This is a genomic window from Chryseobacterium daeguense DSM 19388 (genome assembly GCF_000430825.1).
GTDB lineage: Bacteria > Bacteroidota > Bacteroidia > Flavobacteriales > Weeksellaceae > Chryseobacterium > Chryseobacterium daeguense.
Map to the genome: position 1 here is coordinate 43227 of NZ_AUMT01000001.1, position 13260 is coordinate 56486.

Annotated in this window: 18 protein-coding genes; 17 read left to right on the forward strand and 1 reads right to left on the reverse strand. The window is 33.2% G+C overall.

The annotated features are described in order from the left end of the window. The first annotated feature begins 60 nt into the window (after nucleotides 1-60). The 17 genes from H560_RS0100295 (at nucleotide 61) to H560_RS0100380 (ending at nucleotide 11808) form a co-directional block, all read left to right on the forward strand. The gene (locus tag H560_RS0100295) at nucleotides 61-1269 is read left to right on the forward strand and encodes an ATP-dependent Clp protease proteolytic subunit (protein WP_027378180.1); all 1209 of its coding nucleotides are present in this window, start codon (nucleotides 61-63) and stop codon (nucleotides 1267-1269) included. 3 nt (nucleotides 1270-1272) lie between these two features. Then, entirely contained in the window at nucleotides 1273-2373 is a 1101-nt protein-coding gene (locus H560_RS0100300) for a hypothetical protein (protein WP_027378181.1), read from the forward strand. A 13-nt stretch (nucleotides 2374-2386) separates the two neighbouring features. Then, on the forward strand, nucleotides 2387-2977 hold the full coding sequence (locus tag H560_RS0100305) for a hypothetical protein (protein WP_027378182.1): 591 nt from the start codon (nucleotides 2387-2389) through the stop codon (nucleotides 2975-2977). Further along, nucleotides 2977-3774, forward strand: coding sequence for a hypothetical protein (locus H560_RS0100310; protein ID WP_027378183.1), 798 nt, complete (start codon nucleotides 2977-2979; stop codon nucleotides 3772-3774). The genes H560_RS0100305 and H560_RS0100310 overlap by 1 nt, the downstream gene beginning before the upstream one ends. An 18-nt stretch (nucleotides 3775-3792) precedes the next feature. Further along, the gene (locus H560_RS0100315; protein WP_027378184.1) at nucleotides 3793-5205 is read left to right on the forward strand and encodes a hypothetical protein; all 1413 of its coding nucleotides are present in this window, start codon (nucleotides 3793-3795) and stop codon (nucleotides 5203-5205) included. Next, entirely contained in the window at nucleotides 5195-5791 is a 597-nt protein-coding gene (locus H560_RS0100320; protein WP_155844926.1) for a DUF6712 family protein, read from the forward strand. The genes H560_RS0100315 and H560_RS0100320 overlap by 11 nt, the downstream gene beginning before the upstream one ends. Continuing rightward, the gene (locus H560_RS0100325; RefSeq protein WP_027378186.1) at nucleotides 5788-6084 is read left to right on the forward strand and encodes a hypothetical protein; all 297 of its coding nucleotides are present in this window, start codon (nucleotides 5788-5790) and stop codon (nucleotides 6082-6084) included. Before H560_RS0100320 ends, H560_RS0100325 begins: the two co-directional genes overlap by 4 nt. Next, on the forward strand, nucleotides 6084-7625 hold the full coding sequence (locus H560_RS0100330) for a hypothetical protein (RefSeq protein ID WP_027378187.1): 1542 nt from the start codon (nucleotides 6084-6086) through the stop codon (nucleotides 7623-7625). Before H560_RS0100325 ends, H560_RS0100330 begins: the two co-directional genes overlap by 1 nt. 12 nt (nucleotides 7626-7637) lie before the next feature. After that, nucleotides 7638-8108 carry a hypothetical protein gene (locus H560_RS0100335; protein ID WP_027378188.1) on the forward strand — a complete coding sequence of 157 codons (471 nt, stop codon included), beginning with the start codon at nucleotides 7638-7640 and terminating at the stop codon, nucleotides 8106-8108. Between the two features lies 1 nt (nucleotide 8109). Then, nucleotides 8110-8514, forward strand: coding sequence for a hypothetical protein (locus H560_RS0100340; protein WP_027378189.1), 405 nt, complete (start codon nucleotides 8110-8112; stop codon nucleotides 8512-8514). Nucleotides 8515-8540: 26 nt separating this feature from the next. Next, nucleotides 8541-8942 (forward strand): hypothetical protein, encoded by a 402-nt coding sequence (locus H560_RS0100345; protein WP_027378190.1) that lies wholly within the window; start codon nucleotides 8541-8543, stop codon nucleotides 8940-8942. Then, entirely contained in the window at nucleotides 8939-9352 is a 414-nt protein-coding gene (locus H560_RS0100350; protein WP_027378191.1) for a hypothetical protein, read from the forward strand. The genes H560_RS0100345 and H560_RS0100350 overlap by 4 nt, the downstream gene beginning before the upstream one ends. Next, complete coding sequence (locus H560_RS0100355; RefSeq protein WP_027378192.1) at nucleotides 9315-9941, forward strand: hypothetical protein; 627 nt, start codon at nucleotides 9315-9317, stop codon at nucleotides 9939-9941. Before H560_RS0100350 ends, H560_RS0100355 begins: the two co-directional genes overlap by 38 nt. Beyond that, on the forward strand, nucleotides 9938-10477 hold the full coding sequence (locus H560_RS0100360) for an N-acetylmuramoyl-L-alanine amidase (protein WP_027378193.1): 540 nt from the start codon (nucleotides 9938-9940) through the stop codon (nucleotides 10475-10477). Before H560_RS0100355 ends, H560_RS0100360 begins: the two co-directional genes overlap by 4 nt. A gap of 158 nt (nucleotides 10478-10635) precedes the next feature. Beyond that, nucleotides 10636-10866, forward strand: a complete 231-nt coding sequence (locus H560_RS0100370) for a hypothetical protein (protein ID WP_027378194.1) — start codon at nucleotides 10636-10638, stop codon at nucleotides 10864-10866. A gap of 37 nt (nucleotides 10867-10903) precedes the next feature. Continuing rightward, nucleotides 10904-11350: a type VI secretion system amidase effector protein Tae4 gene (locus tag H560_RS22635; protein WP_081413900.1), complete on the forward strand. Its 447-nt coding sequence runs from the start codon at nucleotides 10904-10906 to the stop codon at nucleotides 11348-11350. Then, on the forward strand, nucleotides 11329-11808 hold the full coding sequence (locus H560_RS0100380) for a hypothetical protein (protein ID WP_027378196.1): 480 nt from the start codon (nucleotides 11329-11331) through the stop codon (nucleotides 11806-11808). Before H560_RS22635 ends, H560_RS0100380 begins: the two co-directional genes overlap by 22 nt. An 84-nt stretch (nucleotides 11809-11892) precedes the next feature. Here the strand turns inward: H560_RS0100380 and H560_RS22855 are convergent, their stop codons facing one another. After that, nucleotides 11893-13041 (reverse strand): tyrosine-type recombinase/integrase, encoded by a 1149-nt coding sequence (locus H560_RS22855; protein WP_027378197.1) that lies wholly within the window; start codon nucleotides 13039-13041, stop codon nucleotides 11893-11895. Between the last annotated feature and the right edge of the window lie 219 nt (nucleotides 13042-13260).

The window sequence follows — 13260 nt, forward strand, 5'->3', positions numbered from 1 at the left end:
GTTCGGACAAAAATAGCCCTTTTTATTCAAAAATTTGTAATAGAGGAAGCTAAATTTTTCATGAGACACGAAATTAATATTTACGGTGACATTGTTCCATTCAAATGGCTGAATGATGGGAGCGAATACGATTTAAAGGATTTGCGTGATTCTCTGAACTCTTTAGACATTAAAGAAGGAGAAGAATTAACCGTAAACATTCACACTTTCGGAGGTGATACCACAACGGCATTCGCAATGTATAACCTTTTAAAGAGATTTAAAAAGGAAAATAATATTTCCATTAGGACCCGTGTAGACGGTTATTGTGCATCATCCGGTGTTATCATCCTTTTGGCAGGTGATAAAGATAAAAGAGTTGGAAGCAAATATTTAAAACCATTTGTTCACAATGCATGGTCCTGGATGCTATCAGGTGACAAGAAAGAAGCTAAAAAAATATTTGAAGAGCTTGACATTGTTGACAACGAAATTGCAGAACTCTATTCAGAGGAAACAACCATTACAAAAGAACTTGGATTGCAGTTCATGAATGAAAGCCGTGATCTGACAGTTGAGGAATGTATCACCTACGGATTTTATACAGAGCTTGAAAATGTTCACATCGTTGAAAACTCTTTGATCTTCAATTCTATCATTTCCAGAAATCAACAAAATCGAAAAATAAATCAAAACAATATGTCTGATAAAAACAAACAAAGCGCTTGGAATAAGCTGGTAAAAGATGCAGAAGCATTTTTCAAAGGCACGAGCACAAAAAACAAAATTGTCTTTACTGCAGATAACTCTGAACTGGACTTTTATGAGTTGAACGATGATGATACTCCAAAAGCAAAAACCGGAGATACCCCAGGAGACAAAGCAAAATTTGACGGCAAGCCAGCCGGAGAAACCAACAACGGAGAATATGTAATGCCTTCCGGGGAAACTTACAAATTCGATGGTGAAGAACTGGTTGAAATTATCGCCAAAACAGAAGACAAGGCTGATGATTTACAAGCGGAAAATCAAAAGCTGACAGAAGAAATTCAAAATCTGAAAACTAAAATCCAAAACCTTGAAAGTACAAACAAGGAAAAAGATAGCAAGATCACGACTTTGAACAATCAGTTGGCACAGTCGAAAACCCTGATTAAGAACTTCCAGAATTTAGGTAATGCATTTGACGAAGAAGAGGAAGAAGACAAACGTGAACCAAAACCAAAACCCGAGGATAAAGGAAAATCAAGAGTTTCCAACGCCTTAAGCAAATTCAAAAAAGAAAAATAAGATATGCCAATTACAACAAATTATAGTGAAGCAGTTGTTGATTTAGTAGAATCATTCGACAATGCTGATATGTTAGAATTCAGTAAGGCAATTGTAAATGAAATTACTGTTGATAACGAGATTGAAAAAGAAAAAGAGGTAATCTATGGTGTGAAAAACGGGGACGTTGTTCCGATCATTGAAAAAAATGATGATTACACCATGTTCCCAACGGCTGATGAAGCTGCCTGTGGAACAAACGAATGTGATTTGAATGTCAATTTTTCAGCTGAAATATGGGATTTAGCATTAATCAAATGTAAAGTTCCAATCTGTCTGAATGCATTTGACAAACATTTTTTAAGATTCTTCAATACTTACAGAAAGTTTGATGACAACCCGGATATGGATCAACTGATTCTTCAATATTTGGGTGAACAGTTCAAGCAGGGATTGGAAAACGCAAAATGGAGACGTGCATACTTCTCTGATAAAGCTTCTACATCTACATTATTAGACAAAGCAAATGGATTCTTTGTTAAAGCAGATGCAGGAACTGTTGTCGGTGAAACTAAAGTTGAGATTGCGAAAAATGCAGGAGCAAATCCAGCAGCTCAAAGAATGACAGGTGAAGAAGTTTACAACTTATTGGGTGAAATGTATGATCTGGCAAATATGCACACATGGTTTGATCCTTCAAAATATATGTTTGAAGTTACCTGGCAGATGGCAAATGCTTATGCAAGCTGGTTGAACAAATTAGGACATAATGCACCTGCAAACTGTCAGTGTATTTCTGCAGAAGGTGTTGTAAAAGCAAATGTTTACACAATGGAAAACCTTTATTACAATGGTGTTCCTGTAAAACCAAGAATTGCATTTGACAGAGTTATTGAACAGGTTTCAGAATTAAACGGAAACAATGTTCCGAATGCTCCTAGAGTAGATCCAAACAGGGCAATCCTGGCTAAAAACGAAAATATGCTTGTTGGCTCAACTGATGAAACTCAATTGACTTTCTTCAAAATGTGGCATAATGAGGATGATGAAAAGATTTATTTGAGAGGTGGTTCATATATCGGGGCTTCATTCCCTAAAGTGAAAGAAATCATTTACGCTAACTAAAAATTGTTTAAAAATGGCTAATAATTCAATATGTACTGAATTGACAGGCGCAATTGATAAAAGTTGCGTAAGAAATTTCCCCAAAAAATATTATCAGGAAGCTGTTATTATCAACCTCAACGATATTGACAAAGCAAATTCACAAATCGGAAATATTGCCGGATCAACTTGTGATTATACTGTTCAGATGATTTTGAAATCTCTTAAAAAAGGGGTTCAGGTCAAATTGCCGGAAACAGGAAATGCAATCAAAGGATTTACTGGAAAATCTAAAACAGATAACGGATTTGTTCAGTATTTGCACCAGGTTCAAATTCTAATGATTGGGGCTGATGTAGAAACAAAATGTCAAATCGACAAACTGGATCACGGACGTTATGTTGTAGCACTACAATTGACAGATGGAACAGTTGAAATTTATGGTTGGGAAAACGGACTTTCTACCGGAGATTATACCTATGACATTGCCGAAGGTGGTGGAGGTAGCTTGATTGTTCTTCAATCAGATGAAAACGCACAAGAATCAATGTTACCATTGGTTTATAAACCGCAAACAGGTGGTGATGCCAATGCAGACTTTAACGAACAATTTGAAGCTGCATAATGACGGCAAAAGAAATCATAAATATCGGTCCTGGTGGAGTTAGAAATAATTCCACCTATATGACCGAATACGAAAGATTATTTAAAGAACAATTTGGTTACAAACCAGAATGCCCTACCTGCGGAAGTGTGAGAGATTGGAACATTTTCAAAGCATTTACTGATGGTGAAGCATTCACAAAACCACAAATCATTATGTCAAATAAAACATTCGAGCTAATCAATAATTCAATAATCTATTCATACGATTATGAAGATAAAAAGCTAAACAGACTTAACCGAAAGAGAGTTTACGGAAACTTGATGACGGAACAATTCGCTGAAGAATATTTAACGATCGGAACAGAAGAACAAATTCTGGTAAGAAAAAAACAATTCCGTGTGCTTCCGGCAAAATTCAGAGTAGATACTCAAAATGATCCTGAAAAACTTGCAGAACTTAAATCTTTAGCTATTGATAAAGGTTATCCAGAAGAAGAATTCAAGGATATTTCTGATGAAGCTGATATGACTGCATATCTTGATGGAAAAGCATTGGAAGATGCAGAACTGAAAGCCAAAGAAGATGAGACGAAAAAACTTCAACAGGAAGCAGAAGAAAGAATGAGAAAGGAGCGTGAAGAAAAAGAAGCTGAACAACAACGTCTTGAAGCATTAGAAGCTGAACGTGCCCAGAAAGATGAAGCAGAAAAAGCAGCAAAAGAGGAAGAAGAACGCATTGCAAAGGAAAAATCTGATGCTGAAGCAAACGCCAAAGCAGAAACAGCTGCTAAATCGAAAGATGGAAAAGTAAAATAATTAAAAACATTGTCATAGATGTCTGTATCTGACAAAATAAAGAAAACAAAATCCCTGCGTGCTACGAATATCGAATTGCAAAGCAGGGATATTTCTGTTACCAAAGATGATAAAAAGATCTATTTAAGGGATTTCGATAATGATTATCCTTTAAGAATTGAAAACATTATCAATAATTCGCCTACCGGAAAAAGATCATCAAATATGATGGCAAAATTTATTTTTGGTAAAGGGGTTGCAGAAAATAAAGACCTTATTGTTAACAGGAAAGGGCAAACACTCAATAATGTTGCCAGAATTGCGGCTAGCTGCATTTCTAAACAATACGGAGCATTTTTTTATACGTCATGGACTGTTGATCTTGATGCAGATCTAAATGAACTTAAACCTATTTTAAAACCTACTGATTTAAAAGTTTTGGATTATGTGCCAATGGCAAAATCCAAATCTGATGATGACGGATTTCCAGGGAAATTTTATCAATTAAAGCAGGATTCAAAAGGGAAATTTCAACGTGTTGATGAAAAAACAAAATGGTTTTATCCTTATAACAATGATCCGAAAGTAATCATTCAACAGATGAAAAAAGATTGTGAGTTGAAGGGAATTAAAGAACCAACAACACAAGATCTTTTGACAAATTACCGAGGACAGGTTTTTTATCTCAACCTTACTCCTGAATATCACTATGCCTTACCTCCGTGGGATGTTGCTTATGATGACATGGATACTGAATACCGTATTTCAAGATACAACAATACCCAGGCACGAAAAGGATGGTTAGGAAAAACAGTTGTGAAAATGTTTGGAGGTGATGAAGAAGAAGACCAAGAGAATGATGCAGTTTTAAAAGAAAATTTAGGTTCAGAAAATTCTGCAGATGTTTTAACGATCAGAGTACCCGCAGGTGTTTCTGATGACATTAACAAAGTTTTTGCTGTCGATCAGTTGAAAGCACAATTTGATGACAAACTATTTGAAAGCACGAAGAAGACATTGAAACAAAATATTTCAGGAAACTTTAATAACATTCCTGAATCAATGGTTTATGCAAGTGAAACGGCTCTATTCGCTCCAAATTCAGATACTTTCACAGAAATGAAAAAATTCTATTGGGAACAGAATGAAGACGAAAGAACAGAACTTGAAAGCGTATTATCAATGCTGTCTGGATTAACTGTTTCATTTATTCCTGTTGTTGATGAAGAAAATATTGATGAAGACGAAAAGTTAAGAAAACAATCACAAGCTGCATTAAAAGGTAGTGTTGGAGGGGTAACCGCTTTATTGGAAATTCAAAAATCTGTTGCTGCAAAAACAACTGATATTAATTCTGCAATTGAAATCATTAAAGAGATTTTCGGAATACCAGAAGAAACCGCACGCAAGATGCTTGGAACACCTGAAAAAACAGAAGGAAATGAATTGTAGTAACCAAACAAATTATTTAACAACTCCCGATTTTGATTGTATCGGTCAGGTAGCTCAACACTGCAGTTTACCCAAACTATGTGTTGCCATTGAAGAAGCAAAAACATTTGATCTCATACCTCTATTTTGTTTTGATTTTGTGCATGATGTTTTGGAAAATTGGAACCTGATTGAAACTGATCCCAACTACCAGAAGTATCAGCAAATTATTTGCGGAGGAACATATACCGATTGCGGAGGAAGATTGAAACAGAATCTTGGATTAAAGAGAGTTTGGATTTATTATTCGTATGCCAGGTATTTGTTAGTGAATCAATTCAACGATACAGCAAACGGTACAGTCAGGAAACAAAATGACTTCTCTTCTTTCACAGACATGAAAGATATTCGGGCATTATCAGATAAGTATCGGAATATGGGAAAAGAAGCATTTGAAAGCCTTCATGGCTTTTTGTGCGCAAACAAAAATTCTTATCCAAAGTTTGATGATTGTAATTGTAAACTTAATTGCGGATGTACCGGATCATGTTCATGTGGGAAAACAAAAAAATTATCCGGGATTAAATTTTCAACAGTTAGAAAATGACAAACTTCAAAATAATAACAAATACACGGTTTACCGCCAACATTGATTTTTACAAGCGGACATATTATGTACTGAAAAAAAGTAATGGAAAGATTAAAATTTCAAGTGTGTTAAACGGTTCAGTACTATTTGACAATTTAGATCCAAATGAAGTTTTGATTGATGGTAATCCAATGATGAACATACAGGAATTGCAAGATGTTGTTTACAACCAAAGTTGCTATTGTGATCCTGAAAATGATGATGACAATTACAAAATATTTGATAAAACATTTGATAAAACCTTTGAGTAATGAGCGAACAAACAATTGCGGAAAAGTCTCTTGAAATCCGTCAGGAAACACAAGAATTTGCAAACACAAGAGGAAGGGTTGCAAACGTTTTAGATGACATCAACGCAACAAAAGCCAATAAATCTGATGTGGCTCAAAGTCTTATTGACCAAAATCAGAATCTACAAAATCATATCAACGATCATAGTAATCCACACCAAGTTACCAAAAGTCAAATTGGATTAGGTAACGTTGACAATACATCTGATCTTGACAAACCTATATCTACAGCCGTACAGCAAACTATTAATGCAATAGTTAATAATTTTAATGGTGGTTTAGCTGGCAAAGTAGATAAAACAACAACAACCATTACAGCCCCGGATGCAACGTTTAAATATGCTTACATCTTTGATGATAATAATAATGTCAGAAGGATGCTTGCGGGTGATCTGGGAAAAAATGTTGCTAATTCTGCTTTAACTTCTGTTCCAGGTGCAGGACTGACATTGGGAGCAAATTGGACTTTAAATACCGCAGGTTTTTACTACTCCATTACAGGGTTAAGTGATAAATCATCTGATAATACATTCAGCAGAATGATGGTTCAAAATGCTGCCGGGCAAATATCTTATAGTAATGGGAAAAATATAATTTTAAATTTTCCTTCATTATTAAATGATAGTGAAAAAACATCCTGGCGAAATGGAATGCGATTGTCTACAGAGATTTATTCAATAGGACAACCAAGGATTGACAGTGTTATTCTACCATTTATTGATAATTCTTACACATTTACTCAATATATCACTTTGATTGGTTTGAATTTATTCGTTGATAATCAAACACCGAACGCTCAACTTGTCATGAAGCGTGTGAAGGATGTAAATGGTAGTGTATTGCCTACACCAGAAGTGTATAATATCACCAACTTTAATGTTTTACAGACAAACCCAAATATGTTAAATTTTGGCTTGAATTGGAGTACTTACCCACAAGGATATTATCAATTTTTCTGTACTCACAATCTTCTTACAAACTTGTCAAGTCCTGAACTTTTAGTAAAACAAGGTATTTCATTTACATCATTAAACCCAGTTTGGCAAGATTTGACAGGTGCAGCAAGTGTTGATGGAAATAACAATATTGTATTAGGGGGCGCAGGATCAGCAAGAACAAATATTTTGATTGATACATCACAAATGGTGAACGGTTTTGTTGTGAAATGTTCTGTCAATACCTCTGTTACTAACAACGGTGCAAACTTTCCTGGAGGTACAAGATTTACAATGAAAGGAGACGACGGACTTGAATACGGTGTAACACTTACATATAATATTGACTTTTACCCTAATTCAGTTGGAGGATTTACAACAAATGTAGATGTTATATATATAAGCTATTACAATGGTTTTATCACATTAACTGCAGAAGTAAATGGAAAAACCAAAGTATTTGCAGTTACCTCAATTCCAACAACACCAAGGTATTTTTATGCATACAGAGCAGGTGGAGGGGTTGGATCATTTTCAGCAAGACCCACTCAATTATTATTACTCTAAATATTTATTATAATGAATGAACATTTAAACATCCCAATAGAAATACAAAGCATAATCAATGAAATAGTAAATGTTGATTTGAATTTTGTTGAATTACCACTCCAAGAACACCCAAAATTGCCACAATTTAACAGGTCAATCAGGGTACTGAATATTGAAGCTAAATCAGAACAACAATTTCTGGTATTTGTTTATGAACAGGTTTTAAGAGATAAAGAAACAGGTAAAGAAATAAACATTAATCTTCCTGCTCCTGAATGGATTATTTACAAGGAAACATGGTCTTATTTGAGAGGAACAAATAATTTGCCAATTGAACTTTCATTGAAGGATGACAAATCAAAAAAAGACCTGGTAAAAGTTCCGAGTTATAAATATATGATTTGGCTGATGAAAAACAACAAAGCGGGTTTTTTACAATTGATAGAAAGTTATCTTGATAGTTTCATCAAAGCAAAACAAACCGAATTAGATCAAATTTAAAATGAAAGATTTTTTTCTTTATGTGGCTGCCGTTATCATTCTGGTATATGTCAATTTCTATAACAGAAAATTGGTAAAAATAAAAGGCAGTATTCAGGGATATGACAGAAGTCAGGCATTGGCACTGGATGTTTTCGCCGGGCGAAATTACCGATCATTATGGAATGAAACCCTAATCGAAAAAAACGGATATAAATTCGGTATTGATGGTGAAACAATGAGTTCTGTTTTAGGTAAAAATGAAATTGACGGAACATTAACGTCAAAACCTCATCCAGATTTTCCTAAATGGTTTTATGGTAGAAACCTTTCAAAGATTTTAGACAAGGTTTTTAAAGAAAACAAACATTGCATTAATGCGATAGATTTAACAAAGGGAGATTGGAAGTTTCCTTTCAAATCTTAAAAGTATGAATTGAAAAAAATTGAGATATGGAAACAGCTAAAGGGCTTTTTGATTGGTTATACGGATTTGTTAGAAAGCCCTTTTCAGGTTGGGTTGCTTTGATTGGAGTAATAGTTTATTTCTTCTTTTGGTTGCTCCCAGAAAGATATGACAAAGGTTTTAATGATGCAATAAAAATTGACAGTTTAACCATAACGAACCTCAATAAGCAGTTGGAAGAATTAAAACTTGAAAAGAAAAATCTTCAAACAAAAATTGATTCAACAGATTGTGCGGATCAGATGCAAAAAGCGATTGAGCTGGTAAATCATTTTAAAAGTGAAATCGCAAAGAGTAACCAAAAGAAAATAAAAGCACTTGAAAAACAGAATGATTTTAATAAGGAACTTGAAAAATATGCTAACAACTTAGAAAAGAATGCACAATGAAAACTTTGATTTGTTTTTTAATCGGTTTCCTGGCGTTTTCACAGCCGATTAAAATTGATACAATAGGACTTTCACCGGAAATCAAAGAAGCGGTGAGTGAAGTTGCGAAGGAAAAACAGAAATCTGAAATTTTAGATCAAAAGCTAAAACAGGCGGAAACCAAAACAGAACAATTGAAAAAGAAAATTGAAAGTTTGGTTTTTAAAGCCATTCAGAAAGGCAAATACAAAACTGACAGCAGTAATATTTTAATAAAATACGCCAATGATAAAGCTGCATTAAAACCAAATACAAAACTTATCTATTGGGAAGAAATTCCCCGTAAATGGATTGGTAGACTATTGAACAAATATGATTTTAAAATACGGATTTATGAATATCAAAACGGTGAAAAAGTTTATTTGGATTAATTTGATTGTTTTATTCTTTTCTTGTTCTTCAAGAAAAACAAATACTAACATTCAGAGTGAAGAAAACCGTTCAAAAATCGAACAAAACAGATCAAGCGAAACCAATGTTCATATTAAAAGAACAGAGGTCGAAAACGAGCATAAAGAAGTTTCAAAATTAAGTTTGTCTATAAAGAATAATCAAAATTCATTGCCGAATTACAATACTGGACCTCAGCAAGATTCAGAAAATTGCCCTAAACCCCGAAATGTTACATATCGTGATAAGGATGGAAATGAAGCAATTATTCCGATCAATGAAAATTCTGAAATCAATCTAAATTCTGAAACAACTGCAGAAACAAAACTCAAACAAACAGAACAATATCTTTCCGAGCAAACCAAAATAAATGAATTATTGAAGAAAGAAAATGAAGAACTGAAAAAATCAAAAACAAAAAGTTCAGAACGTTCAGGAATTTCATTCAGTTCATTATTATGGATTATTCCATGTTCGGCAATTGCCGGAATAATTATATGGTCTTTAATTAAAAATTTCATTCCTGCCTGGTTTAACACTATTGTAAAACAATTAAATAAAAAAAGATGATTTTTATATCAGCAGGACATCACAACACAGACCCGGGAGCGGTCGCCAATGGTTATGTTGAAAGGGACTTAACAAAAGATGCCCGGAACTTAATCATTCCAAGTTTAGATTTAAAGAACGTTATTCAAGACAAGGATTTTGAAACAAATTCACAGTATCAAAGAAGAATCAAGCCGGGCAGCGGATCAGTTGTTTTTGATATTCACTTTAATTCAGGAAGTCCTGCAGCCGGAGGAACTGAATGTTATGTAAATGCAAAGGATTTTGCAGATAAAAATTCCTTGTCTTATAAAATGGCTGATGAAATTTCAAAAGCAACATCCCGAATATTAGGTATTCGCAATCGTGGTGTAAAAGCCGACAATCAAAGTCAACATTCAAGAATTGGAATTTTGAATTTGGGATCTGGTATTTCCGTATTATGGGAGATTTGTTTCATTTCCTCTGTAATCGATATGCAAAACTATATCCAGAAGAAAAACGAACTTTTAAAAGAAGTTGCTGCAATTTTGGAAAAATATGATGCCTTAAAATAAAACTGAATGTTTAACCAAAGTGATCAAATTCGACCACTTTAAAAAAATGAGATGTGTTTTATCTGTTCCCGGACGTGTTTCCGGGATTTTTTTCATAAACCACATAACAATATGGTTTCCCATAAGATATTTTATATGATTCAGAATATTTTTACTTCATGGACGAAGTAGAAATATTAATTGTTAAGTATCTTGCTGAAGGATTAAGTCAGCAAGAGGTATCAGAAAGGTTAAAAAAAGATGGTATTAAACCGAATAGTTTAAGTTCAGTTGAAAAGCGTTTGAATAAAATTAAAGATTTTTATAAAGCTAAAACTCTTTTTCATCTGGCATGTATTTTACATAACAATAAATTTTTAGCATGTATGGATTCCCGTAATTATGAATAAAAAATATTTATTATATTCGACAATTATATATTGAAACATGAATCCATCATTGTATTTTAATTTGTGGAAACATCATCCTGGAAGAAAAAGCACTCCATGTGATAAAAGCGAATATCCTAATCAATGCGCTATTCGTATGAGCGTCGCTTTGGCCTTATCAAATGTTGATTTGTCAACATTTGACGGTGCAAAATGTTGGATGTCTCATGAAGATAAATTTAAACATATTCTACGAGCACAAGAATTGGCAACCTGGATGCATAAACATCCTGAAATTTTTGGACATCGTAAATTGTTTACTAAAAAAGAATACCCCAAATTAAATCATACTGATTTTTGGAAAATGAAAGGGATCATATTTTTTGAAGATGGCTGGGGCCCAACTGATCATATTGATATATGGAACGGTTCCGAGTTGAAAGGCGGAGATAATGATTATTTTAACGTAAATTATAAAAGTATATGGTTTTTTCAACTTCTATAAATACAATCAAATTTATTTTATTTTCTTCTGTTGTTCTAGTTTCATGCTCAAAGGTTTCAAAAGAAAATAGAAAACAAAGCCACACAGTAAAGTCAAAATTTACTGTTACAGACACTACAACAGTGAACGGTGTTGTTTTAGAGTTAATTGATAATAATGGAAAAGGAGAATTAAAAGTTAATTCTCATAAATACAAAATATCAGGGGATATAAAAGTAAATGCTCCATGTTATTTCTTAAAAAATAACAACAAAATTCTGTCTTATTCTTATCCTGACATTGGTGTAGATAATACAATTTTAATACAAGGAAAATCGGGTCTTCAAGGAATAATTTTCAAAAAAGATAGTATCATATATGAAGATTATTTGAGTACTATACATTCTTATGATGTAAAGATAGGTGCTGATGAAATTGTGTATTATGGCTTTGCCCACCGAACTCACAAAATAAAATGATCATTTGTATTTTAATACATCTGTTAAATCAGAGACCTTTAAAAAACACGAGGCTGTCCTAAAAGTTTGGACAACCTCATATTGTTAAATACAAATATCAATATTTTTATTTTTTTCAACTTGTTCTATTTCGTAATCTACTGCATATATTTTGGTTGTTCTCTCCGACGTGTGTCCTGCAGCTTCTTTAGCTATTGATATTCCATAGATTTTTGCAACAAGATTAAGATATGTATATTTTAAAGCATATCCTGTTATATTTAAACCTACCTTTTTAAAATATTTTGTACACAAGTCATACAGGCTATTTGCTTTAACGGGCTCATCATTTGGTAGTTGATTATGACTAAATAAGTATTGTCCCGGTTTTGCTCTATCGTAAATTATTTTCCAATATTTAAAAGCATTTAAATTGATAGCTCGCATTGCTCTTGTGTGTTTACCTCCCTTTAAAAGATGTATCCAAAAAACACTTTTTTCAAGCTCAACATCTTCTTTTTTTACTTTTACCATTTCTTCAAATCTGCATCCTGAGTATAAGAATATATACATAAACATATACACATTTAGATTTATATGTTCTATTGAATGAAATTTATTCCAATCTTCATCAGTCCTAATGATTTCCTTTTTTGCAGATTCATGCGGTAATTTTGAAATGCCTCTGACAAAATTAACTTGGAAAATGTCTAAATCATCTGTGAAGTAAGTAAAGCAAGCTGAAAGATGCGATTTTGTTTTATTTATTCTGTAATTACTGTGATTATCCTTTTTCATGTATTTAAGGATTTGCTTAATATCACTTTTTGTAATGTCTTTAATTTTCTTTTTGTGTAATCCCAGTTTGGTCGCATACTTGGTGATATGCTTCATAGAGTTTTCCATATCGGTTCTAGTTGTATCAACACATTCTTTTTCTGCTATGCAAATATTACATGCTGCTAAAAATAAAGTAGCTGGGTTTACTATATCTAAGCCTGAATTGTCTTCATATTTTTTAGTTTTAGGATTATATCCTAGTTCTAGCATATAAATTTCTTCTTCAATAAGACGCTTAGTTTCTTGTACTCTCAAAGCATGATCTTTAATGTGATTCATACCTTTGAATGTGGCTTCTTGTTCAATTCCATTGGCATCAGTAAAGATGTAACGAACAATCCAATTTTTTAACACAGATTTTTTTGAAGTCTCCCAATTTATCGGATAAACTTTCATGTTAGAATAAGATTTCATTTTTGCACGATTTTTTGCACGATTGAAATCTAACGAGAATAAAAACAGAATTTAAAAACTCTGCAAACCTTTTGTGGAAGGGGGTTTGCAGAGATAATTGTACCCAGGATCGGGATCGAACCGATACTCCTAAGAACTGGTGTTTGAGACCATTTTTATTTTTGACTGATTTTTTATTCTTGTTGATTTTCAATGTTTTGCGAATTAATAAACTATTGT

What these genes read in the sequence shown, in the direction of transcription:
- H560_RS0100295 (WP_027378180.1), top strand. Translation starts at nt 61, where the DNA reads ATGAGACACGAAATTAATATTTACGGTGACATTGTTCCATTCAAATGG.
- H560_RS0100300 (WP_027378181.1), top strand. Translation starts at nt 1,273, where the DNA reads ATGCCAATTACAACAAATTATAGTGAAGCAGTTGTTGATTTAGTAGAA.
- H560_RS0100305 (WP_027378182.1), top strand. Translation starts at nt 2,387, where the DNA reads ATGGCTAATAATTCAATATGTACTGAATTGACAGGCGCAATTGATAAA.
- H560_RS0100310 (WP_027378183.1), top strand. Translation starts at nt 2,977, where the DNA reads ATGACGGCAAAAGAAATCATAAATATCGGTCCTGGTGGAGTTAGAAAT.
- H560_RS0100315 (WP_027378184.1), top strand. Translation starts at nt 3,793, where the DNA reads ATGTCTGTATCTGACAAAATAAAGAAAACAAAATCCCTGCGTGCTACG.
- H560_RS0100320 (WP_155844926.1), top strand. Translation starts at nt 5,195, where the DNA reads ATGAATTGTAGTAACCAAACAAATTATTTAACAACTCCCGATTTTGAT.
- H560_RS0100325 (WP_027378186.1), top strand. Translation starts at nt 5,788, where the DNA reads ATGACAAACTTCAAAATAATAACAAATACACGGTTTACCGCCAACATT.
- H560_RS0100330 (WP_027378187.1), top strand. Translation starts at nt 6,084, where the DNA reads ATGAGCGAACAAACAATTGCGGAAAAGTCTCTTGAAATCCGTCAGGAA.
- H560_RS0100335 (WP_027378188.1), top strand. Translation starts at nt 7,638, where the DNA reads ATGAATGAACATTTAAACATCCCAATAGAAATACAAAGCATAATCAAT.
- H560_RS0100340 (WP_027378189.1), top strand. Translation starts at nt 8,110, where the DNA reads ATGAAAGATTTTTTTCTTTATGTGGCTGCCGTTATCATTCTGGTATAT.
- H560_RS0100345 (WP_027378190.1), top strand. Translation starts at nt 8,541, where the DNA reads ATGGAAACAGCTAAAGGGCTTTTTGATTGGTTATACGGATTTGTTAGA.
- H560_RS0100350 (WP_027378191.1), top strand. Translation starts at nt 8,939, where the DNA reads ATGAAAACTTTGATTTGTTTTTTAATCGGTTTCCTGGCGTTTTCACAG.
- H560_RS0100355 (WP_027378192.1), top strand. Translation starts at nt 9,315, where the DNA reads ATGAATATCAAAACGGTGAAAAAGTTTATTTGGATTAATTTGATTGTT.
- H560_RS0100360 (WP_027378193.1), top strand. Translation starts at nt 9,938, where the DNA reads ATGATTTTTATATCAGCAGGACATCACAACACAGACCCGGGAGCGGTC.
- H560_RS0100370 (WP_027378194.1), top strand. Translation starts at nt 10,636, where the DNA reads ATGGACGAAGTAGAAATATTAATTGTTAAGTATCTTGCTGAAGGATTA.
- H560_RS22635 (WP_081413900.1), top strand. Translation starts at nt 10,904, where the DNA reads ATGAATCCATCATTGTATTTTAATTTGTGGAAACATCATCCTGGAAGA.
- H560_RS0100380 (WP_027378196.1), top strand. Translation starts at nt 11,329, where the DNA reads ATGGTTTTTTCAACTTCTATAAATACAATCAAATTTATTTTATTTTCT.
- H560_RS22855 (WP_027378197.1), bottom strand. Translation starts at nt 13,041, where the DNA reads ATGAAATCTTATTCTAACATGAAAGTTTATCCGATAAATTGGGAGACT.